This window comes from Desulfovibrio legallii, assembly GCF_004309735.1.
Classification (GTDB): Bacteria; Desulfobacterota; Desulfovibrionia; order Desulfovibrionales; family Desulfovibrionaceae; genus Desulfovibrio; species Desulfovibrio legallii.
Map to the genome: position 1 here is coordinate 128,658 of NZ_SIXC01000001.1, position 21,897 is coordinate 150,554.

Annotated in this window: 21 protein-coding genes; 16 read left to right on the forward strand and 5 right to left on the reverse strand. The window is 62.6% G+C overall.

The annotated features are described in order from the left end of the window. The first annotated feature begins 37 nt into the window (after positions 1–37). The 7 genes from EB812_RS00510 (at position 38) to EB812_RS00540 (ending at position 6,408) form a co-directional block, all read left to right on the forward strand. Complete coding sequence (locus EB812_RS00510; protein ID WP_236031469.1) at positions 38–1,147, forward strand: sulfite exporter TauE/SafE family protein; 1,110 nt, start codon at positions 38–40, stop codon at positions 1,145–1,147. Between the two features lie 26 nt (positions 1,148–1,173). Next, positions 1,174–1,605 (forward strand): DUF1634 domain-containing protein, encoded by a 432-nt coding sequence (locus tag EB812_RS00515; protein ID WP_118228990.1) that lies wholly within the window; start codon positions 1,174–1,176, stop codon positions 1,603–1,605. 143 nt (positions 1,606–1,748) lie between these two features. Next, entirely contained in the window at positions 1,749–3,506 is a 1,758-nt protein-coding gene (locus EB812_RS00520; RefSeq protein ID WP_118228989.1) for a sensor histidine kinase, read from the forward strand. Position 3,507: 1 nt separating this feature from the next. Beyond that, positions 3,508–3,909, forward strand: a complete 402-nt coding sequence (locus tag EB812_RS00525; RefSeq protein ID WP_118228988.1) for a response regulator transcription factor — start codon at positions 3,508–3,510, stop codon at positions 3,907–3,909. After that, positions 3,906–4,571, forward strand: coding sequence for a histidine kinase (locus EB812_RS00530; RefSeq protein WP_118228987.1), 666 nt, complete (start codon positions 3,906–3,908; stop codon positions 4,569–4,571). The genes EB812_RS00525 and EB812_RS00530 overlap by 4 nt, the downstream gene beginning before the upstream one ends. Positions 4,572–4,609: 38 nt before the next feature. Next, entirely contained in the window at positions 4,610–5,083 is a 474-nt protein-coding gene (locus tag EB812_RS00535) for a response regulator (protein WP_118228986.1), read from the forward strand. 170 nt (positions 5,084–5,253) lie between these two features. Next, positions 5,254–6,408: a hybrid sensor histidine kinase/response regulator gene (locus EB812_RS00540; RefSeq protein ID WP_118228985.1), complete on the forward strand. Its 1,155-nt coding sequence runs from the start codon at positions 5,254–5,256 to the stop codon at positions 6,406–6,408. 324 nt (positions 6,409–6,732) lie between these two features. On the opposite strand, the gene EB812_RS00545 is transcribed toward EB812_RS00540, so the two are convergent. From EB812_RS00545 to EB812_RS00555, 3 genes are all read right to left on the reverse strand, one after another. Next, a complete protein-coding gene (locus tag EB812_RS00545) occupies positions 6,733–7,128 on the reverse strand; it encodes a PaaI family thioesterase (RefSeq protein ID WP_118228984.1) in 396 nt (131 codons plus the stop codon). A gap of 133 nt (positions 7,129–7,261) precedes the next feature. Continuing rightward, a complete protein-coding gene (locus tag EB812_RS00550; protein ID WP_118228983.1) occupies positions 7,262–8,176 on the reverse strand; it encodes a Tim44 domain-containing protein in 915 nt (304 codons plus the stop codon). Between the two features lie 329 nt (positions 8,177–8,505). Continuing rightward, positions 8,506–11,094 (reverse strand): ABC transporter permease, encoded by a 2,589-nt coding sequence (locus tag EB812_RS00555; RefSeq protein ID WP_207287297.1) that lies wholly within the window; start codon positions 11,092–11,094, stop codon positions 8,506–8,508. Positions 11,095–11,513: 419 nt separating this feature from the next. Here EB812_RS00555 and EB812_RS00560 point away from each other — a divergent pair, with 419 nt between their 5' ends. The 5 genes from EB812_RS00560 (at position 11,514) to EB812_RS00580 (ending at position 15,703) form a co-directional block, all read left to right on the forward strand. Continuing rightward, positions 11,514–12,422, forward strand: a complete 909-nt coding sequence (locus EB812_RS00560) for a glutamate/aspartate ABC transporter substrate-binding protein (protein ID WP_130957703.1) — start codon at positions 11,514–11,516, stop codon at positions 12,420–12,422. A 119-nt stretch (positions 12,423–12,541) separates the two neighbouring features. Continuing rightward, positions 12,542–13,291: an amino acid ABC transporter permease gene (locus EB812_RS00565; protein WP_118228981.1), complete on the forward strand. Its 750-nt coding sequence runs from the start codon at positions 12,542–12,544 to the stop codon at positions 13,289–13,291. Further along, on the forward strand, positions 13,284–13,961 hold the full coding sequence (gene gltK / locus EB812_RS00570; protein WP_118228980.1) for a glutamate/aspartate ABC transporter permease GltK: 678 nt from the start codon (positions 13,284–13,286) through the stop codon (positions 13,959–13,961). The genes EB812_RS00565 and gltK overlap by 8 nt, the downstream gene beginning before the upstream one ends. Then, positions 13,958–14,710 (forward strand): amino acid ABC transporter ATP-binding protein, encoded by a 753-nt coding sequence (locus tag EB812_RS00575; protein WP_270229082.1) that lies wholly within the window; start codon positions 13,958–13,960, stop codon positions 14,708–14,710. The genes gltK and EB812_RS00575 overlap by 4 nt, the downstream gene beginning before the upstream one ends. Positions 14,711–14,731: 21 nt before the next feature. Next, positions 14,732–15,703 carry a 2-hydroxyacid dehydrogenase gene (locus tag EB812_RS00580; RefSeq protein WP_118228979.1) on the forward strand — a complete coding sequence of 324 codons (972 nt, stop codon included), beginning with the start codon at positions 14,732–14,734 and terminating at the stop codon, positions 15,701–15,703. Positions 15,704–15,743: 40 nt separating this feature from the next. On the opposite strand, the gene EB812_RS00585 is transcribed toward EB812_RS00580, so the two are convergent. Together EB812_RS00585 and EB812_RS00590 are read right to left on the reverse strand one after the other, a co-directional pair. Then, entirely contained in the window at positions 15,744–16,424 is a 681-nt protein-coding gene (locus EB812_RS00585) for a 4'-phosphopantetheinyl transferase superfamily protein (RefSeq protein WP_118228978.1), read from the reverse strand. 309 nt (positions 16,425–16,733) lie between these two features. Then, entirely contained in the window at positions 16,734–17,942 is a 1,209-nt protein-coding gene (locus tag EB812_RS00590; RefSeq protein WP_118228977.1) for an iron-containing alcohol dehydrogenase, read from the reverse strand. A 364-nt stretch (positions 17,943–18,306) separates the two neighbouring features. On the opposite strand from EB812_RS00590, the gene EB812_RS00595 reads away from it, so the two are divergent. The 4 genes from EB812_RS00595 to EB812_RS00610 all read left to right on the forward strand — a co-directional run bounded on the left by EB812_RS00595 (position 18,307) and on the right by EB812_RS00610 (position 21,887). Then, the gene (locus tag EB812_RS00595; RefSeq protein WP_118228976.1) at positions 18,307–19,104 is read left to right on the forward strand and encodes an HpcH/HpaI aldolase family protein; all 798 of its coding nucleotides are present in this window, start codon (positions 18,307–18,309) and stop codon (positions 19,102–19,104) included. After that, positions 19,101–20,015, forward strand: coding sequence for an NAD-dependent epimerase/dehydratase family protein (locus EB812_RS00600; RefSeq protein ID WP_130957704.1), 915 nt, complete (start codon positions 19,101–19,103; stop codon positions 20,013–20,015). Before EB812_RS00595 ends, EB812_RS00600 begins: the two co-directional genes overlap by 4 nt. Positions 20,016–20,333: 318 nt before the next feature. Then, on the forward strand, positions 20,334–21,104 hold the full coding sequence (locus tag EB812_RS00605; protein ID WP_130957705.1) for a 3-deoxy-manno-octulosonate cytidylyltransferase: 771 nt from the start codon (positions 20,334–20,336) through the stop codon (positions 21,102–21,104). A 192-nt stretch (positions 21,105–21,296) separates the two neighbouring features. Next, positions 21,297–21,887: an acyltransferase gene (locus EB812_RS00610; protein ID WP_236031472.1), complete on the forward strand. Its 591-nt coding sequence runs from the start codon at positions 21,297–21,299 to the stop codon at positions 21,885–21,887. Positions 21,888–21,897: the final 10 nt, after the last annotated feature.

Consider the following 21,897-nt stretch of genomic DNA (forward strand, 5'->3'; position numbering starts at 1 on the left):
AAACAACGCATCGGCATCTGGCCGCAAGGGGGATACAATGGCGTGTGATTTGAGTGCGGCCCCTGTTCTGGGGGCAAGGTTTGGGGCACGGCGGCTGTGGCCGCTTATGGTGGCTTTGCTGCTGCTTCTGGCGGGGCCCGTGGGAGCATGGGCGCAAAGTGCCGCCACGCCCGCAGTCCAGGTAGCGGCGCAAAACGATCCGGCCGCGACGGCCGCACCGGACGCCGCAGGCACGACCCTGCAGGTCGCGCCGGAGGGGGCCACGCCTCCGGCCACCCAGACGCCCGATCTGGCGCCAGTGGACAACCACCCCTGGTGGTTCTGGCCCACGGCACTGCTGTTTTTCTGCTTTATCCTCGGCATTATCGCGGTGATGGCCGGCGTGGGCGGCGGCGTTCTGTTTGTGCCTCTGGTCAGCGGCTTCTTTCCCTTCCATCTGGACTTCGTGCGCGGCGCGGGTCTGCTGGTGGCCCTGGCGGGCGCGCTGGCCGCCGGTCCCGGTCTGTTGCGGCGTAACTTCGCCAACCTGCGTCTGGCCCTGCCCGTGGCGCTCATTGCCTCAGCCTGCGCCATTGTGGGCGCCATGCTGGGTCTGGCTCTGCCCACCAATGTAGTACAGACCTGCCTTGGCGCGACCATTCTGGGCATTGCCGTACTGCTGCTCATGTCCAAAAACTCCGTGCGTCCCGTGGTGACCAAACAGGATGCCGTGGGCCTGGCCTTGGGCATGAACGGCGTGTTTCTGGAACCCAGCACCGGCGAAGTGGTGGAGTGGAAAACCCACCGCACCCTGGTGGGTTTGCTGCTCTTTATTGCCATCGGCATCATGGCCGGCATGTTCGGTCTGGGAGCCGGCTGGGCCAACGTGCCAGTGCTCAACCTGCTCATGGGCGTTCCCCTCAAGGTGGGCGTGGGCACTTCCAAGTTCCTGCTCTCCATCACCGATACTTCCGCCGCCTGGGTCTATCTGAACCAGGGCTGCGTCATCCCGCTCATGGCTGTGCCTTCCATCGTGGGGCTTATGCTGGGATCCGTGGTGGGTGTGCGTCTTCTGGCCGTGGCCAAGCCCAAGTTCATCCGGTATATGGTCATTATCGTGCTCTTCTTCTCCGGGGCCAAGGCCCTGCTCAAGGGACTGGGCTGGTAAGTCCGGATATATAAGGGAGTATACAAATGCAGACCAAAGACTTGCGGAACGAAATCAAGGCTTCGCCAGCGCAACTGCGCTATGCGGACACGCTGTTTTACGGCGCGCTGCTGGGCTTTATCATTATGCTTATCACCTACGCGCTGTACGTCTTCGGCGTGCTGACGCCCCAGATTCCCCTGGACGAACTGCCCCGGTTGTGGACCCACAGCGCGGCCGAATACCGCGCGGCCGGGAACATCCCTCAGGGCTGGGGGTGGCTTGCCTTGGTGGCCAAGGGCGATATATGCAACTTCGTAGGCATAGCCTTTCTGGCGGCGCTGACCATCTTCTGCTTCATTCAGTTGGCCTGGACCCTGGCCAAGCACAAGGAGTGGCTTATGATGAGCATTGCCATCGCCGAAGTGCTGGTGCTCAGTCTGGCGGCCTCCGGCATCCTGGTGGCCGGCGGACACTAGCCGCAGCCTTGGGGCTGTGGCCTTGCGGCGGCCGCTCTGGCGGCCGTCCCCACAGCCCGGCCCGGCGCGCGCCGTCCCGAGACCCGCTGTGACGCAAAAACGGTTGTGACACCCCAGCTTGCGGCGCAGACCAGGAGGAGCCCATGTTCGCCATTCTCAAACAGTCTTTCGGTCATCTGCTGGAAGTGCCGGAAGATATTTCGCCGGGGCGTTACCGTTCTCTGCGGCGGCTTATGACGCTGCTTATGGTGGCCGTTTCCGTTACGCCGCTCTTGCTGCTTTCGGCCATCAGCCATCTGCAGTATACGCGCACCCTGGGGCGGGAGATGGAAAGCCCGGTTTATGCCCTGGCCCGCAAATCCCAGGCGGCTCTGGAGCTGTATTTGGGCGAACGGGTCTCCACCGTGGGCTTCCTGGCGCACGCCTATACCTTTGAGGATCTGGCGGACGAACGCACCCTCAACCGGGTTTTTCTGTCCCTCAAGAGCGAGTTTCAGGGCTTTGTGGATATGGGACTGGTGGACGCCGAAGGCCGTCAGGTGGGGTATGTGGGGCCGTATAAGCTCAAGGGCGCGGACTACGCTGGCAAACCCTGGTTGCGGGAGGCCGAAATCAAGGGTCGCTATCTGAGCAACGCCTTCCTGGGCTACCGGGGCTACCCGCACCTGGTGGTGGCCGTGCATCGGCTGCAGGAAAGCGGCCAGTCCTGGACCCTGCGTGTGGCTACGGATACGTTGCGTGTGCAGCAGATCGTTTCCACCGTGGGGCCGGAGCAGGACACAGACGTTTTTCTGGTGGACCGCGAAGGCGTGCTGCAGACCGATTCCAATCTCTACGGCAAGGCTCTGGAAACCCTGCCCCTGTCTCTGCCGCCGGCCTCGCACGAAACTGTGGTGCGCCGCATAACTGACGCCTCTGGCCGCAACCTCATGGTGGCCTCCTGCACCCTGGCGGGCACGGAGTTCATGCTCCTGGCCGTCAAGCCCGTGGCCGACGCTTTTCGTCCCTGGTCGGCCCTGCGCACCGAACTTTTGCTGGTGCTCTGCGGCGGCGTGGCCCTTATCGTGCTGGTTTCGCACTTTCTCATGAAGCACCTGATCAACCGGCTGCAGGCCAGCGACGAGCGACGGGTGGCCGTGTTTGCCCAGATGGAGCACAACCAGAAACTTTCTTCCATCGGCCGACTGGCTGCGGGCGTGGCCCACGAGGTCAACAACCCCCTGGCCGTTATTTATGAAAAAGCGGGCCTGGCCCAGGATTTGCTGGATATGGGCAAAGTGGTCAGCGACCCTGCGGACAAGGAGCGTTTTTCCGCTTTGCTGACCAGTATCGAGAGCACGGTGGAGCGCGCCCGCGGCATTACCCACCGCCTGCTGGGCTTTGCCCGACGCATGGAGGCCAACCGCCAGAGCCTGCATGTGGAGGAAGTAATTACCGAAACCATGAGTTTTCTGGAGCGCGAGGCCAAAAACCGGGGGGTGCGCCTGGAGGCGGACTTGCCGCAGGATTTGCCAGAAATTGTTTCGGACAGGGGCGAGCTGCAACAGATCTTTCTGAACATCCTGGGCAACGCCCTGGACGCCGTGGCGGCAGTGGAGCGCGCGGGCGGTCCGGACAATGGACGCTTTATCAAAGTCGTCTGCACCGCGCTTGGTCCGCAGGGGTTGGAAGTGGCCGTGAGCGACAACGGCAAAGGCATGTCGCCCGACGTGCTCCGGCATATCTTTGAGCCCTTCTATTCCACTAAAAAAGACAAGGGTACGGGCCTCGGCATGTTCATCACCTACGGCATTGTACGTCGCCTGGGCGGCGACATCCATGTGGAGAGTGAAGAGGGCAAGGGCAGCACCGTGCGGGTAACCCTGCCCCTGACCCCTCCCGAAGGCGCGGGGGAGGTGTAGCATGGCCTTGCGCATACTGTTGGCTGACGACGAAAAAGACTTTGTGGATACCCTGGCGGAACGCCTGCGCCTGCGCGGCTATGACGTCCGCGTGGTTTATGACGGACTGAGCGCCCTGCAAGAGGCGGACAAAGATACCCCCGACGTGGCCGTGCTGGACCTGCTCATGCCCGGCCTTTCCGGGGACGAGGCCTTGCATCGCCTCAAAGCCGCCCATCCCGGCCTGCCCGTCATTGTGCTCACCGGGCACGAGGCCGTGGACGACAATGGCGTCTGCCCCCTGGCCCAGGCTTCGGCCTGCCTGACTAAACCCCTGGCCTTCAGGGACTTTCTGGCGGCTGTGCAGGCTGCCGCCCGTGAAGGCGCGGCCGGCGCCGACGACAGCGGGGGAGGGCGTCCATGAACGAGAGTCAGTGCATGGCCAGACTGCTGGCCTCGGCTGTCCACGACATGCGCAATGTGCTGGCCGTTATCCGTGAATCAGCGGGGCTGGCGCAGGACCTGGCCGCCTTGGCGGCCCGCGAGGGGGGGGCGGCCCGGCACGAGCGGCTTGCCACAGCCCTGAGCGAAGTGCAGCGGGCGGTGGTTCAGGGCGCAGCTTTGGCCGAGGGCATGGACCACATGGCCCAGGCCGGCGGCGCGGAAAGCGCGGACAGCGCCGGCCCCTGCGATCTGGCGCGGGTCTGCCGCACCTTCTGCCTGTTGGCGGCGCGGCACGCGCGAGCCGCGCAGATCAAACTGGAGTACCGCGAAACGGAAGAGCCCGTGTGGGCTCCGGTGCCTGCCCTGGCCGTGTTGCGCGCGCTGTTGGAAGTTTTTGACCTCTGCGCCTCCGTGGGCGGGCAGGTGACCCTGCGTTTTGCGGCGGGGCAGCGGCAGAAAGAAGAGGGCATTATTGTGGAAGTGACGGAGGGCCCCAATCGGGAGATGGCTTTTTCAGTCATGACCGGCAGCCCTCTGCTGGACGGCCTCAGGCCCGGCTGGCGGGCGGCGCTCATGCCCTGGCGGGACGCGGGGCAGCGGTTTTTTCTTTCCATTTCGGCCTGCGCTGGCGAGGGCGCATAACCGGCCCGTGCTGGCGGGCCTGCAAGGAGCATGGTTCCATGACCAAAGAAGACATCAAAATTTTGCTTGTGGACGACGAAAAGCAGTTTGTGGACACCCTGGCCGAACGCTTGTCCATGCGCGGCTTTGAGGCGCGCGTGGCTTACGACGGGCCGCAGGCCCTCAAGGCCGTGGAGCAACCCACGGACGTCATCGTTCTGGACCTGCGCATGCCCGGCATGGACGGCTTTGAAGTGCTGCGCAATGTAAAGAAAAGCAATCCGCAGGTGCAGGTCATCATCCTCACCGGCCACGGCGGGGATGCGGAAGAGCAGACGGCCTACCGCATGGGCGCGTACAACTTCCTTAAAAAGCCCATGGACATCGACGAGCTGCTGAGCAGCATCCGCATGGCCTATCGCGACAAGGTGGAAAACGCCATGGTGGCCGTTTCTCTGGCCGAAGGCGGCGATTTTGACGCCGCCCGCGACGTGTTGAACGAAAAGGACGTCCTGGACGAACACAATAAATGACGCGGCGCAACGGCATACGGATGTGGAACACGGTCTGGTGTTGCAAGCCGCCTCCGGTGGTCTGGGGGGCTTGAGCCCCCCAGGATTCGCCTTGGCCTTCCTGCCCGGCGCTGTGGGCAGAGAGGGCCGGGACACAGGGCGGGCAGCACTGACTGCGGAGGGCTTGACCCATGCGGGTGCTTATTGTGGACGACGAGGCCGCCTTTGCCCGCCCCCTGGCGGAGCGCCTCAGCCTGCGCGGCGTGGAAACGGCCACGGCGGCGGATGCCCCGGAGGCGTTGGCCTCTTTGGAACGGCAGGATTGCGATCTGATCTTTCTGGATGTGGGCCTGCCGGGCATGGACGGCGTGGCGCTGCTTAAAGTTTTACGTGAAAAATATCCGCGCACGGATGTGGTCATGCTCTCCGGCGCAGCAGACATGGGTAAAGCCGTACAGGCCATGCGGCGTGGGGCGCTGAACTGGCTTTCCAAGCCTGTACGTCTGGACGATGTGCTGGCCGAATGCCGCAAGGCCGACGAGCGCGCCCGCGCCAGGGAGGAGGCCGCCCGGCTGGCCGAGGCCGCCCGTTGGCGCAGTCTGGGCCGGGTGGCTGAAGGCGTGGCCCACGAGGTCAACAACCCTCTGAACATCATTGTGCAGGCCGCTGGCCTGGTGCGGGACTGTCTGGACGCGCCCGAAGCCGCGGCCCTGCCCGAAGTGGACGAGGCGCGTGAGGCCGTGGCCCTCATCCGCACGCAGAGTCTGCGCGTACGTGAAATTACCAGAAAGCTGCTCATGGTGGGGCACGGCCTGGACCCGCGCACCGGCCCCCTGGACGTGGCTGCTGCCATAGACGCGGTACTGGAGCTCTTGCACGCCCGTGTGGAGCAGAGCGGCGTGGTCTGCCGCATTGCCCTGCCGGACGGCCCGGCCCGGCCGTTGGGATCCCTGCCGGAACTGCGTCAGATTCTGCTGCATCTGGTGGAAAATGCGCTGGACGCCATGCCGCAAGGCGGGACGTTGCACATACGGGGATCCGTGCGTCGGGAGGCGGCGCAGGATCGGGGCTGGTACGACCTCTGGGTGGAGGACAACGGCCCCGGCATTGCGGCCGAAGTTTTGCCTCATATCTTTGAACCCTTCTTCAGCACGCGGACGCTGCAAAGCCGCCCGCAGACGCCGGACCAGACCTCTGGACAGGGGCAGTCCCTAGGCCGGTATGCAGGCCTGGGCCTGGCCGTAGCCCGTTCGCTGGCTCAGGCCCGCAATGGCGCGCTGACGGCCGTCAACCGCCCCGAAGGGGGGGCCAGTTTTTGCCTCAGTCTGCCTCTGGCGGACGCATAGGGCATTGCATGTTGCAATGCCCTGGGGTTGCCAAACAGACGCCCGGCGTGGAGGCGCAAGCGTTCCTCACCCGGCAAAACGGGACGAAAGGGCGCAGCTGCGCAGCCCGCATAACGGCGAGCTGACGCGCTACCGTCCCGTTTGGACAAAAAACAACTTTTTGCGCTCGTGATGACAGCGGCGGATTTTTGCGTGCAGCGGACTCAAGTCCGTAATCCGCAAAAATCCGCCGTTTTCTTTGCGCAGGGGAGGCTAGGTGCATTTATATGAAAAATAACGTTTTCTACAAATCCCCATTCCTCTGCGAAAACACTGTTCGCTCCGCTATGCGGGCAGGGCAATGTCAGTCTGGTAGCCGGAAGCCATGCAGCGGGCAATGAGAGATCCATCACTGTCATAGACCATGACGTCATAGCTCTGGATGTGCGCGCCGCGGCGTACGGCAATGGCTTCGGCGCGCAGGGGGCCGGTTTTGCCGGGGCGCAGAAATTCGATGGCCGTGGAAAGGCTCACCACGCCGGTCAGCTTGCCGGCATTGGCCGCTGCACCGAAGGCCACGTCGGCCAGGGAAAAGATGGCCCCGCCGTGGGCAAAGCCCATGCCGTTGCGGTGGTCAGGGGTAAGGGGCATGGTGACCACGGCGTGTTCCGGCGTGGCGCTTTCAATGTGCATCTGGAGCAGACGCATGAGTTTGTCGTGTTTTGCCACATAGTTTTCCATACACAGTTCTCCAGCCGAAAGGCGCGGGCCGCAAAGTAACTGCAGCCCGCGCACGGCAGTGCTTTTTGTTTGCTTTTGGGCTTTGTCGGCGAAACAGGGGGGGTCACAGGCCCCTCCCGAAGAACGTCAGGGCTTAGCCTTCCACCTGCTGAATGCCGTCCAGCTTCCACATGCCGCCCGCCACGGGCCGCACAAAGTGCCATACCTCACGCACGGAGGTGGGCGCTTGCTGGGCGGGGTCTTCCCGCAGCAGCACATCAAAAAAGACCTGGGCATACTGGTCCGGCCCGTCGTTCTCAACGCCCAGCAGGTGGGCGTTGACCAAGAGCAACTCCGTGCTGCCGGAGGTAGGGTCCGCCTCCATCTGGCGGCGTACTTCCTCCTGCACAGCCTGGGTGGCAAATTGAGCGATGTCGGCCATATCTCGTTTGTCCCAGGCCTGCTGCAGGCGGTTATAGGCCATCTTGGCCCCACGCAGAAATTCTTCCACATCAAAGCCCTGAGGAACGGAAACGGGCGGCGCGTCTTCCGTTGTTCCGCCCGTGGCCGCAGCCGTGCTGCGCAAGGCGCCCCAACCGTCGGCGCCCTCACGCCGGAAGGGTTCGTCCGCAGCGGCTGGCCCCTGACCGGCCCCGACCGGAGACGGCGCTCTGCGGAAGCGGGCAAAGAGCTTCAGACCAAAATAGATGAGCAGGCCGAAAATGAGGATGTCCATAAAACCACCGCCGGCAAAACCGTGGCCCGAAAGCAGGGAACCGATAAGCGTGCCGGCCAGCAGCCCGCCCATGAGGCCGCCCATGCCGCCGAAAAGGCCGGGCCGGGCAGCGCCGGCAGCGGGCTGTTGCTGCTGTGGCCGGTTCTGGTTAACGGCCGGGCCCGGTCTGCTTGGGGCGGTTTGAGGACGGGCGGGTGCGGGTGTGCTCATAAACGGCTTGCCGCCAAACGAACGTCCGCCGCCCAGCCGGGCGGCTTCCGTGGTTTCGGTCACAGTAAGCAGGAGGGCACAGCAGCAGACCAGCAGTGCGGCCAGAAGCACGCTACGTTTCATGACATCTCCGGGAAAAGGGGTGAAGGCCGCTTGTGGGCGGCGGCAGAATAGTTGCGCCATGTGGCAGTATACATATACGCATCTTCCAGCAGAAAGCAAGAGCGGCCGCCGGGCCCAGGGGCTGCGGCGGCCGCTTACGCAAACAAAGAAAAACCGGGAGTATTACACAACGCCGAGGCAGCTAGAATAATTTCATTTTGAAGTTGCTCTGGCGACTGCGTGAACAGAAGTCAGTCATGCAGGTGCAAACGCAGTGTATATGCACAGTTACGCGCCACGGTGTGCGTAGTAAAAAGTTTTAGAATACATATTCCAAAAGTTGCAATGCATTAGGGGGCTTTGGGCAGCGGCAGTAGCTTGTCCAGGGGCGATGGTGCAGCGGCTGGGGCGGCCTTGTCCTTGTGTCCGGTCTTGGAGTCAACCTGAGCCGCAGAGGCCTCCGGCTGGCCTCCCTCGGTTTTGGCCGCATCCGTTGTATCCTTTTGTGCGGCTTTGGCTGTGGCGGCCTCTGGTTTGACAGCCGTCTTTTTGGCCGCATCCCCCTTGGCGGCAGCGTCTGGTTGCTGTGCAACGCTTTGCGCCCAGGGCAGGCGCGTGCCCAACCAGGGGGGCAGATTGTCTCGCCAGACCCAGCTGGCGGCCAGGGCCGCGCCCAGCAGAAGCAGGATGAGCGCTACGGCTGTCAAGGCCCGTGATCTGCCTTGGCCCAGGCGGGCAGGCAGGCCGTAAGGATCGTCCAGTGAGCGTTGCGCGCCGGGGGGCATGCTGCCTTCACGCGTGAGGCAGGCGCCCAGGCTCAGGTTAATGGGCGCACCTGTGTTGACGGCCCAGCCGGAGGCGTCCAGCAGAGGACCAAGGCTGCGCCGCCGCAGCTTGAACCAGGCCAGCAAGGTGGAGGGGCCGGAAATGCAGACAAACAGCCCGGCCAGGGCCAGCGGCCACCACCAACCCAGGGAGAACAGGGACTTGGCAATGTAGGCGAAGGAGGCGCTGACCATACTGATGCCTACGCTGAGGGCGGCGAAGATGCCCGCGCTCTTGGCTATGTCAAACGGCGGTTTGGCCGCAGCCGCAGCCGGTGGCGGCGTGGGGGCCACGGCTCCTGAAGCCAGGGAACCGGCGGTTTTGGTCGTGGCTGTGGCCACGGCTTTGTCCTTGGCGGCCACCAGTTTTTGCATTTGCTCGCCCACAAGATTGGCAAAGCGTACGTAGGGGGCCCACACGGCTTCCTTGAGGCTGATGGGATTGTGCACCACGCGCAGCAGGGCGCAGTCCCAGATCTGCCCGGCATTGTCCACAAACACGCCGTGGCGGCCTTTGACCAGGGCGGCGGTGCCCCCCGCGGTCAGGGCGGCGGCGATCTGTGCGGTTTGCGTCGCGCCCTGGGCGGTCTGGCGGGTGCACTGGCAGTAGAGCAGACAAAGGTGGCTTTGCGCGGCGAGGGCCATATGGCCTTCTACATCGGCTACGGGCACGCACAGGGAGCAGGAGCGGCTGTCCATGTACAACGTGCCGGCCAGAAAAATGGCGCGCTGGCCCGGCTCATAAAAATCGGCAAAGGAAAGAAAGTTCATGAGCAGGGTATAGAGGTGGGCGTGCAGAAGCAGCAGCTTTTCCAGAGCGCGCAGGGAATCCAGACGCGGTGCGGCTTTTTCGCGCTCCAGGCAGGCCAGAAAGCCCTGCCATACGTTGTTGGCAAGCAGAGCGTCCAAATCCGCATCCGTCACGGCGTCCAGGGCCTCCTGCGGCGCACGGGGTAAAAAAGCCCGTCCCAGCGGGTCGCCGGCAGGGGCAGCAGCCAGGGCGGGCAGGTCGGGCCGGGCAAAAGTTGCGGGCGCGGCCTCTTCGGGGGCGGCCGGTTGTGTTGGGCGCTGGGCCAGCAGGGCGGCGTAGGGCGCGAAGCGTTCCTTGAGGGCGCGCCAGGTTGCGGCGTCCAGAGACCATGCTTCGCCTTCTTTCTGCGGCAGCAGGGGCGCAAAAAGCCGGCCAAAAGCGCGCAAATCTTCCTCCCAGGCGGGATTCACGCCACGCGCGGCGTCCAGCAGGGAACGGCCCGGCACAATGCGGGCCAGGGGGCGGCGCCGCAGGGTCTCTAACGAGAGCAGGGCCTCTTCGCCGTCTGCGGCAGCTTCGCCTTCCTCATTGAGGGAGGGCAGGGCGGCGGGCGCAAAGTCTGCCATCCGGCAACGGGTAAAATAATCGTCGATCTTGGGGGAGATTTTTTGGAGCAGCGTCCAAGCCTCTTCTGTGGCTGCGCCCAGGGGCAGCTCGGCCCCACGCACCTGGGCACGCCAGTCCCGGGCCTGCTGCAGGCGGGCGCGGATCTCTTGGGCCAGAGGCAAATCAAGGCCGGGCAGGCCGGAATCGTCACGTTTGGCTCCCGCCATGGCCATGCCCAGGCTAATGAAGCGGGCTACATCCGCCTGAGCAGACGGCACGGAGCAGGGCGGCAGCACGCCGTCACCGTTGTAGGGATATTCGGCGGCGGCGGCCAGAGCGGCGGCAATCTGCTCCCGCGCAACTGTCGCAGCGCCTTCCGCGTTGGCCGTGGCAAGCACCAGGCGGGCGGCGGCCAGCACTTCCGCGCCTTCAGGCGTGTCTTCGCGCAGGTTGTCCAGGGGCAGGTCCGGGGCGCGCTCCCGCAGACGGGAAGGGCGTTTAACCCGCTGGCAGACCCAGGCCACAGCGGCCAGCAGGTCGGCGGCGCGGATGCGTCCGTCCCCGTCTTCGTCCAGCAGGCGCAGGGTGGCGGTGTCAAATTCCAGCCCTTCGGTGGGGCAGCTCAAAGCCATCCAGAGCTTGGGGTCAAGGCGGTCAAGGTGACGCCATTCGTCGTCGGCAAGCAGCAGGGCCTGATCCAGACCGGCCATGCGCCGGAAAGAAAAGGCGGGAACCGGAGGATGGGCGGAGGTTTCCATGGCGTATCCAGGTTGAGGTTGTGCGGCGGCCGTAAAAAAATCGCCAACGCAGTTGCTAGTGGTAGTGACTAGCAGAAAATGCCAGCGAGGTCGAGCGCGGGCGGCGAGCGCGCAAGGGAGGGGCGTGTGCGCTCTGAAAAAAAGATGCCGTGCGGATTGAGAAAAAAATCTCTAAGTATGCAGATTGGCAACATATTGACAAGGTCGCTCCAATTCAGGACACTGACAGGGCAGAAGAGAGGGTTTTTGCCGCCTTTGGACAACCGCCGCAGCGGCGACGGCGGTTATTGTACTTTTTCTTCCAACATGTCATATTGTGCCGTATACTGCGCGCAGAGCCCCTGCCGGGCGCATCGGCGGCGGCTGTGCCCACGGCAAGGGGCCCCCTTGTCGGCAACGTCATCTTTGAGGAGGCATTCATGAATTGGAAAAAATTTGCCCTGGCTGCTCTGGCGGCACTGCTGCTTGTGCCCGCGCAGAGCGGTGGGACCCAGGCCGAGGAATTGACCGGAACGCTAAAAAAAATCAAAGATACCGGCATTATAACAGTTGGGCATCGGGAATCTTCTGTGCCTTTTTCGTATTATGACCTGCAGCAGAACGTGGTGGGCTACGCTCAGGATTACTCCGACAAGGTCGTGGCCGCCGTCAAAAAAAAGCTGAATATGCCCAACCTCAAGGTGCGCTACGTGCCCATCACCTCGCAGAACCGCATCCCGCTGCTGCAGAACGGCACCTTCGACTTTGAATGCGGCTCCACCACCAACAACCGCGAGCGCCAGCAGCAGGTGGATTTTTCCAACACATTCTTCATTGTGGGCACGCGCCTTCTGGTGGACAAAAATTCCGGCATCAAAGATTTTGACGATCTCAAGGGCAAGAACGTGGCCGTCACTGCCGGCACCACTTCTGAAAAGCTGCTCAACAAGATGAATGACGAAAAAAAGCTGGGTATCCACATCATCAGCGTCAAAGACCACGGTGATGCCTTCCGTACGGTGGAATCGGGCCGCGCCGTGGCCTTCTTCATCGACGACGCCCTGCTGGCCGGCGAGCGCGCCAAGGCCAAAAACCCCGCCCAATGGGCCATCGTTGGCAYGCCCCAAAGCTATGAAGCCTACGGCTGCATGGTGCGCAAGGGGGATGCCCCCTTCAAGAAACTGGTGGACGACGTCATTGCCGAAATGCAGCTTTCCGGCGTGGCGGAAAAGTCTTATCAGCGTTGGTTCATGCAGCCCATCCCGCCCAAGGGGATGAACATGAACTTTGAAATGTCCAAAGAAATGAGGACGCTGTTTAAAGCGCCCAACGACAAGGCGTTGGATTAACCGTGCGGCGCGCGGGCCGGTTTGCGCCGACCCGCGCGTTTGCCTTGCATTTTCCACGCGCTGCGTGGCGCCGTCAGTGCAACGTAGTGTGACACAGTCTTTCAACCGGGATCCGACCCATGCAGGCAAATTGGAATTGGGGCATTTTTTTTGAACAGGCGCCGTTCGGCAACGTGACCTACTTCAGCTGGCTGGTGGACGGATTTCTGACCACAGCGGCCCTGTTTGTCTGTGCGTGGATTGTGGCTTTTGTGGCCGGATCGCTGTTCGGCATCCTCCGTACCCTGCCAAGTCGCCTTTTTCGCACCATTGGGGCCGCCTATGTGGCCATTTTTCGTAACATCCCTCTTATCGTCCAGTTTTTTATCTGGTACCTAAGCGCGCCGGACCTGCTGCCGCACGATGTAAGCGTATGGTTCAAAGCCGAACTTAATCCGAATATTCAATTTTTTATTTTATCCACCTGCGCCTTGGGCTTTTTTACCGGCGCGCGCGTCTGTGAGCAGGTGCGCTCCGGCATCCAGGCTCTTTCCAGCGGGCAGCGTTCCGCCGCCCTGGCCTTGGGCCTGACCCTGCCGCAGACCTATCTGTATGTGCTTTTGCCCAATGCCTACCGGATCATTATCCCGCCGCTCACTTCAGAGATGCTCAATATGGTCAAAAACACCGCCGTGGCCTCCACCATCGGCTTGGTGGAGCTGACCTCCCAGGCTAACCGGCTGTTGGAATTTTCCGGCTATGCCTACGAGTCCTTCATCGCCGTGACCCTGGCCTATGTCTTGCTGAATTTTGTGGTCATGCGGGCCATGAAACTTCTGGAGAACAAAATGCGGCTGCCCTCCGTGAGCATGGGAGGCAAAAATGCTTGATTTTGGTTGGAGTATGATTGCCCAGAGCCTGCCCCTGCTGGCCCAGGGCGCTCTGGTTACCCTCAAGATCACGGTCACGGCTGTGATCATGGGCATGGTGCTGGGCACGCTGCTGGCTGTAGCGCGCATCTCGGTTTTTGCGCCCCTGCGCTGGTTTGCAACGCTTTACGTCAATTGCTTCCGCTCCATTCCTCTGGTGATGGTGCTGTTGTGGTTTTACCTCATTGTGCCGCAGGTGCTGAGCAACGTGCTCAACCTTTCGCCCCAGACGGACATCCGCCTGGTTTCGGCCGTGGTGGCCTTCAGCGCCTTTGAGGCGGCCTATTACGCGGAAATCATCCGGGCGGGCATGCGCAGCGTCTCCGCCGGGCAGGGGGCGGCCGCCCTGGCCCTGGGTATGACCAGGCCCCAGGCGCTTGTTTATGTGATCCTGCCCCAGGCCTTCCGCGTCATGACGCCCTTGCTGCTCACCCAGGGTATGATTCTGTTTCAGGATACATCCCTGGTTTACATCATCGGTCTGGCGGACTTTTTCCGCACGGCCACCAACATCGGCAAAACGACGGGCTTTGAAATCAACATGGTGCTGCTGGCGGGCGCGGGCTATTTTGTGGTCTGTTTCTGCGTTTCCCTGGCCGTGACCACGGTAAAAAAGAGAATAAAAGTATGAGCAACCCTCCTACCGAACCTGTGATCATCATCAACGACGTTTCCAAATGGTACGGCGACTTCAACGTGCTGCGCCACTGCACCACCCGCATCAATAAAGGGGAGGTGGTGGTGGTCTGTGGACCTTCCGGATCGGGCAAATCCACGCTGATCAAGACGGTCAACGGCCTTGAGCCGGTGCAGGAAGGGCAGATATTCGTCAACGGCACCGAAGTGACCAGCAAAAAAACCAATTTGGCCGAACTGCGCAGCCATGTGGGCATGGTCTTTCAGCATTTTGAGCTTTTTCCTCACCTGAACATCCTGCACAACCTTATTCTGGCGCAGGAAAAAGTGCTTAAACGCAAGCGCCAGGAAGCCATGGAAAAAGCCGTAGCCCTGCTCACTCGGGTGGGGCTGGAAGCGCAGATGAAAAAATATCCCTCCCAGCTTTCCGGCGGACAGCAGCAACGCGTGGCCATTGCCCGCGCCCTGTGCATGGACCCGGTGGCCATGCTCTTTGACGAACCCACCTCGGCCCTGGACCCGGAAATGATCAACGAAGTGCTGGACGTTATGGTGGAGCTGGCCTACGAAGGCATGACCATGATGGTGGTGACCCACGAAATGGGCTTTGCCCGCAAAGTGGCCCACCGAGTCCTTTTTATGGAAGACGGCCAAATTCTGGAAGATACGCCCAAGGAACGCTTTTTTGAAGCGCCGCAGACCCAGCGGGCCAAAGACTTTTTGGCCAGCATTATTTCACATTGAGCCACAGCCGACACAGCACCCATGTCTCAGCCGAATATCTATGTAATCCGTGCCATTGTTCCGGAATCTGTGGCTTTATTGCGCACCCGCTGCACGGTGGAGATGGGCCCCCTGGGCGGACTCGACCACGCGGCCCTTTGCGGAGCCGTACGCGGTCGGGACGGCATTATTGCCCCGGTGCTGCCGCTGGACGCGGCAGTGCTGGAAGCTCTGGCCCCTACCTGTAAAATCATTGCCTGCTACGGTGTGGGGTTTGACCATGTGGACGTGGCCGCAGCCACCCGCCTGGGCATCTGGGTGACGCACAACCCCGGCCTGGTCACCGAAGATACGGCCGACCTGGCCATGGCCCTCATGCTAGGGGTGGCCCGACGCCTGCGCGAGTGCGACGCTTTTGTGCGCAGCGGCGAACAACCCTGGGGCCTGCTGCTCAAAATCGGGCAGCGGGTCAGCGGCAAAACCCTGGGCCTGGTGGGCGGCGGGCGCATCGCCCAGGCCGTGGCCCAACGAGCCGCCGGTTTCGGTATGCGGCTTATCTATACGGCGCACCGGCCCCGGCGGGATTTTGAAGCCCGGACCGGGGCGCGCTTTATGGAAAAAAACGCCCTGCTGGCCACGGCAGACTTCGTAAGTCTGCACGTTCCGCTAACCACCGAAACCCGGCACTACATCGGCCGACGTGAGCTGGAAATCATGCCCCGTCACGCCATCCTCATCAATACGGCGCGGGGGCCGGTGGTGGACGAAGACGCCCTGGCAGCAGCCCTCCAAAAGGGCGATATTGCCGGAGCCGGTCTGGACGTGTTTGAGCGTGAGCCGCAGATCCATCCCGGTCTGCGTGACTTGCCCAACGTGCTGCTGACCCCGCATAAAGGCGCTACCACCATGGACGGCTTTATCAGCATGGGCAACAGCTGTGCAGAAAAAATTTTCGCCGCCCTGGACGGTCGCGTGCCCCCGGACTGCCTTAATCCCGAAGCCCGGCAAGGCTGACGCAGTATCTGCCGGAACGCGCCTGCAACAACGTTTTGGTTCAGACGGACGCCGCCGCAAAACCACGCAAAGGCGAGGGGAGGGTGTCCGCCAGCAGGTCGACGGGGGTCAGCCCTGTCAGCGTCAGGGAGGCAAAAGGACGGCGGGCAGCCACAGCCAGCACATGGCCCGGCAGCTCCCGCCAGGTCAGCAGCCAGGGCCGGTTCCGCCAGTGGTACACGCCGTTCTGCAAGGGCAGCAGTGAGATTTCTTCAGGATTGCGCCACAAGCCCAGACCCACGGCCTTGAGCAGGCTTTCCTTCCCTGTCCAGAGGCGCAGCCAGAAATCCTCCGGCTGTGGCTGCTGCTCCAGGGCCCGGCGTTCCGCCGGGTGCAGGCCGCGCAAGGGCAGGGGCTGGTCAGGGGGCAGACGCGGCTCCACATCCACGCCCAGCGGCGGCGTTCCCACAGCCAGTACCGCATACTGTCCCGCGTGGCTCAGGCTGAAGCCAAGGCCGCCGGGCCGCCGTAATCGCGGCTTGCCCCAAGGGTTCAGAGTCAGATCCTGGTCGTGGCGCACACCCAGTACACGGCGCAGCAGCAACCCTGCCGCAAGGCAGCGCAACTGCTCCGCAGGAGCGACATACCGCTCCATACGCTGACGACGCGCCAGCGTAAGCCGCGATGCGGCTGCGGCGGCAAAAGGGGCCAAGTCTGGCCAGAATACCCAAAACAGTTCCATGACGGCTCCAGCACTATCCTGACAAGGCGTTTGCTTCAAGCCTGTCAGAGCGTGGACAAAAAACTTTAACAGCTTTTTGTTATTGTAAAATCCAAAAAATTTTCTTCCCTAACCCAGCGGCAAACCTGGCCTTGGAGAAATTTGCGCTTGGATTTTGCACGGGAAGGTGCTAGGGAAATGCTTTCTCGCGTCACGCCCAGGGAGGGCGCGGAGCGGGAAAAAGGGGCCCCGCCGTCGGGCGACGGCGGGGCTTGGGTTAAGGGGCCGGACTGCGGCAGAACAGTCCGGCCCAGGAGGAGGATGGCGTACTCAGGCCATAGGACGCAAGGATTGCCGGTAGATTCTGGTCACCAGTTCGTGCGAACTGGCCACCGGCGCTACGGAAAGCAACGGCCCCAAAGCCGGGGTGTGCTCCACCTGAGTACAAAATTTCTCCACATCCAGCTCCTGAACCCCCAGGTTCAGGAGCTTTTGCGTCAGGCCTACGGAAAAAAGCCACTGCTCCACGGCACGGGCCGCCTTGGGGGCTTCTTCGGGCAGGCCGTGCAGACCGGGGGCCAGCGGCGCCAGAATATCGGCCGCCACCGGCGCACAGGCGGGGTAGCATTCCCGCACTACCGCAGGCAGCAGCACGGCCAGACGCAGACCGTGGGGGGCCTTGCAAACGCTGCGCAAGGGCTGCTCCAACGCGTGGGCCATATGCAACAGTCCGTTGTCAAAGGCCAGCCCGGCCTGAATGGCAGCCAGGCACAGACCATAGCGGGCCTCCAGGTCGTCGGGCTGCTCCAGGGCCATGGGCAGCCAGCGGTGAACCAAGCGCACGGTTTCTCTGGCCAGCATAACCACAAAAGCATTGCTCACAGTGGTTGTGGCGGCTTCCACCACGCGGCTCAGGGCATCCACGGAAACATGACGGGTTTGTTCGGGCGAGAGCCCGGTCATAAGCGCAGGGTCGTCCACCGCATAACGCGGGTACATGCAGTCGTGGGCAATGACCGCGGTGCGGTTGTCCCGCACCAGGGTGGCTACGGCAAAGCGGTTGACCTCGCTGCCTACCCCATGGGTCAGGGGCACGGCCACCAGAGGCAGGGCCGTGCGGGGGCGGAATCTACAGCAAAACAGATCTTCGGCCGTCACTGTAGGGTTGGCCAGCAGCACGGCCGCGCATTTGCCGCAGTCTATGGAACTGCCGCCGCCGATGGCCAGCACGGCGCCCGCGCCCACCACGCGCCCCAAAGCGGCGGCTTCGTCCATACAGTCCGTGGAAGGGTCGGGCGTGACGCGGTTGTACAAGGCCAGCGTCAAACCCTGACGACGGGCCGCGTGTTCGGCCTCGTCCCAGGCCCCGCTGTCCCGATAGGCGTGCCCGCCGCAAACGCAGAGCACGGAGCGCACACCGTCTTCCTTCAGACGCGCAAACACGTCTTCCAGACGCGTCAAAGCCCCCACGCCCAGATAGACCGTGGTCCGCAAGCGAATTTCGCGCACGGCGGTATGCGTACAGGAGGCGTTGTCCATATGTACCTTCGGGCCGCGCCGGAGCAAAGCTGCGGTTTGGGCCGGTTCGCCAGTTTGCTGTGCAGGGCCGCAAGGTCCGCAGAGGGCAGAGGGCTAAAAAAACGCCGCCTTGCGGAGGCATCGACTTGCGACAACTGCCGCAAGCTGCTCCAGAATAGGCCGGAAGTTTTTTTAGGTCAAGGAGCTGCGCAATTTTTCACATATTTTTTTTCATAAAAAATCTGCGTGTTCATGAAACCATTATAAAAAGTTGGGGTTTTTGTGCGGATTTTTTGGGGCCTGGGCGCGTTGCGTCTGACCCGGCGGCGGCGTATACTCCCTGCGTTTGTTGTCCTTTAACCCTGCGGCGGCAAGCCGCTTTGTTATGACTGTACACGAAATTCGCGCGCTGCTGGCGGCGGACAAAGCCACCGTGGGCACATGGCTGCAACTGCCTTCGCCCGATGTGGCCGAGCTCATGGCCCGGGCGGGCTACGACTGGGTGGCCGTGGACATGGAACACGGCTCTTTTGGCCGCACGGGCCTCCCCGACGTCTTTCGGGCCATTGAATGCGGTGGGGCCGCGCCCTTCGCCCGTTTGGGCGAGGCCAGCAAAACGCAGATCAAATCTGCCCTGGAAGCCGGCGCGCAGGGCCTTATCTTTCCCATGATCGAAAGCCGCGCCCAGCTCGACCGGGCCATCGACCTTTCCGTCTACCCCGGCCAGGACAGCTGGCGGCCGGCCGGGGAAACAGCCCCGGAATACCGTGGCGTGGGCTTTTGCCGGGCCAATGCCTTTGGCAAGAATTTTGACGACTACCGCGCACACCGCGCCCCGGAACTTTTCCTGGTGGCGCAGATTGAGCACATCCGCGCCGTAGAGCAGCTGGAGGCCATTGTTTCCCATCCGCGGCTGGACGCCATTATGGTAGGGCCCTACGACCTTTCCGGCTCCATGGGGCTTACCGGACGTTTTGACCACCCCGACTTCAAGGCAGTCATGGACCGCATCGCCGCCGTCTGCGCGCGCTGCGGGGCGCGTATGGGCCTGCATATTGTGCAGCCCGACCCCACAGAACTGGCCCGACAAATGGCGGCGGGCAGCCGCTTTATTGCCTACGGCATTGATTCCGTCTTTTTGTGGGCAGCGGCAGAGCGCCCCCGACAGGAGAACAGACAGTGAAGATCACCGTTTTCGGCGGATCGGGCTTTCTTGGCTCACACATCTGCGACAAACTTTCCGGGGCAGGGCATGCAGTAACTATTGTGGACCTGCACCCTTCCCCCTGGCTGCGGCAGGATCAGACCATGATCACGGGCAACATTCTGGATGAAGATGTGGTCCATCAGGCCGTGCAGGGCGCGGACATGGTCTTCAATTACGCCGGCATAGCCGACATTGGCGAGGCCAACAGCCGCCCGGTGGACACGGCCCGCATCAATGTGGTGGGCAACGTCATGGTGCTGGAGGCCTGCCGTCAGGCCAAAGTCAGACGCTACGTTTTTGCCAGTTCCCTGTACGTCTACGGCAAATCCGGCGGCTTTTATCGTTGCAGCAAGCAGGCCTGCGAGCTGTATATAGAAAATTATCAGGCCATGCACGGCCTGCCCTACACCATTCTGCGCTACGGCTCGCTCTACGGCCCGCGTTCGGACCGCCGCAACGCTATCCACCGTTTTGTCTATGAAGCCCTTTCTGCGGGCAGCATCACCTATTACGGCGCGTCCACGGCTCTGCGCGAATACGTGCATGTGGACGACGCCAGCACCGCCACCCTGGCCGTGCTGGCCCCGGAATTTGAGAATCAGAATATCATTATTTCCGGCAACCAGCCTATGCGGGTAGGAGACCTCTTCAAAATGATCGGCGAAATGTTGGGCAAGGATCTGGACATCAAGTACCAGAACGACCCCAACAGTGGCCACTATCAGATTACCCCTTACGCCTTCATGCCCAAGGTGGGGCGCAAGCTGGTGCCGCCCCTGACCGTGGACCTGGGGCAKGGCATTTTGCGCGTTATGGAAGAGGAGCACCGGCAGATGCATCCGGAATTGGCGTCCGAAGGGGGGTATCTGCTCCCCACCGACGACTGAAATGCCGCGTCTTTTTGCTTGTGGCTGCGTCAGCGCGCGTCTGTGCTCCGGTCGAGTACCGAAGACGTACACTCCCGTCGCCCCGTCCCCGCGCTTTCTTGCCACAAACAAAAATCCGCGGCATTTCGGGGGCGTCGCCTGTATGGCCTCTGGTCGCGGCCCGACAGGGCGYACAACAGAACCCACGGCGGCCTGCGTCAGCGCGCGTCTGTGCTCCGGKCGAGTACCRAAGACGTACACTCCCGTCGCCCCGTCCCCGCGCTTTATCCTTTTGCTTGCTGAAAACCGTGTAAAATCAGCCCCTCAAGGAGCCATTCCATGAATATTATCGCTATCATTCCAGCGCGGATGGGGTCCAGTCGGTATCCCGGCAAACCGCTTGCGCTCATCCACAACGTGCCTATGGTGGGCCATGTGGCCTTTCGCACGGCCATGAGCAAAACCCTTGCCGCCACCTATGTGGCCACCTGCGACGCCATCATTGAAAACTACTGCAAAGACGCGGGCCTTGCTTGCGTCATGACCGGCGACCATCATGTGCGCTGCTCCACGCGTACTGCCGAGGCTCTGCTCAAAATTGAGGCTGCTACGGGCAAAAAGGCCGACATCGTGGTCATGGTCCAGGGCGACGAGCCCATGGTCCGGCCCGAGATGATCGACGCCGCCGTGGCCMCCATGCTGGCCGACCCCTCCATCAACGTGGTCAACCTCATGGCTGAGATGGACACGCTGGAAGAATTTGAAGACCCCAACGAAGTCAAGGTGGTGGTGGACCGCAACAACGACGCTCTTTATTTTTCGCGCGAGCCCATCCCTTCGCGCAAAAAGGGCGCGGACAAGGTGCCCATGCGCAAGCAGGTCTGCATCATCCCCTTCCGCCGCGACTATCTGCTCCGTTTTAATGAACTGCAGGAAAGCCCGCTGGAAATCTACGAATCCGTGGACATGCTGCGCATCCTTGAATACGGCGAAAAAGTGCGTATGGTGCCTACCGATTGCCGCACTTGGAGCGTGGATACGCCGGAAGACCTGGCCCGTGTGGCCCGGCTGATGGAAGGCGACGACCTCATGCACGAGTACAGCAAATAAATGGCTGCGTCCTTGCCGCCGCGCGACTTTGGCCAGACTGCCCCAGGCCAGTCTGATCCTGGCCAATCTGATCCTGGCGAGAGCGCCCCCGGCCTGTCTGGACCGGCTCCGTCCGATTGCTCTGCGTCCATGTCCCCGGCGGCGGCTGGGCACACTGGCCCGCCCGGCGCAAAGCAACGTCTGGCCGCGGCCATGGAAGAGCTGTGGATAGCCCTGTTTGCCTGGGTGCCCACGCCCGTGGGGCTGGCCTTGCGGCTGCTGGCCTGGCGCTGGCTGTTCGCCCGCTGCGGTTCCGTGCGTTTCGGCACCGGGCTTACCTTGGCGGGCTGCCGGCAGATGCGGCTGGGCGACAACGTGCGGCTGGGCCGAGGCTGCTTTGTTACTGCCACGGATGGCACGCTGGTGCTGGACCACGATGTGGCCCTGTCGCCCTGCGTGCATGTGGGGGCGGACGCGGGACGCATCGAAATCGGGGCGCACACGGCCGTAGGGCCCGGTACGGTCATCCGTGCGGCCAACCACCGCATTGCCAGGCAGGACGTGCCCATCATGCGTCAAGGCCATGTGCCGGGGCAGATCATTATTGAAGAAGACGTCTGGATCGGGGCCAACTGCGTCATCACTCCGGACGTGCGCATCGGGCGCGGCGCCGTGGTGGGCGCGGGCGCGGTGGTCACCCGCAACGTGGCCCCCTTTACCATTGTGGGCGGGGTGCCCGCCAAGGTCATCGGCATGCGCGGTACAGCCGCCCCCCAAGGCGGCGTGGCGCATCCGCAACATTGAGGATGAATAT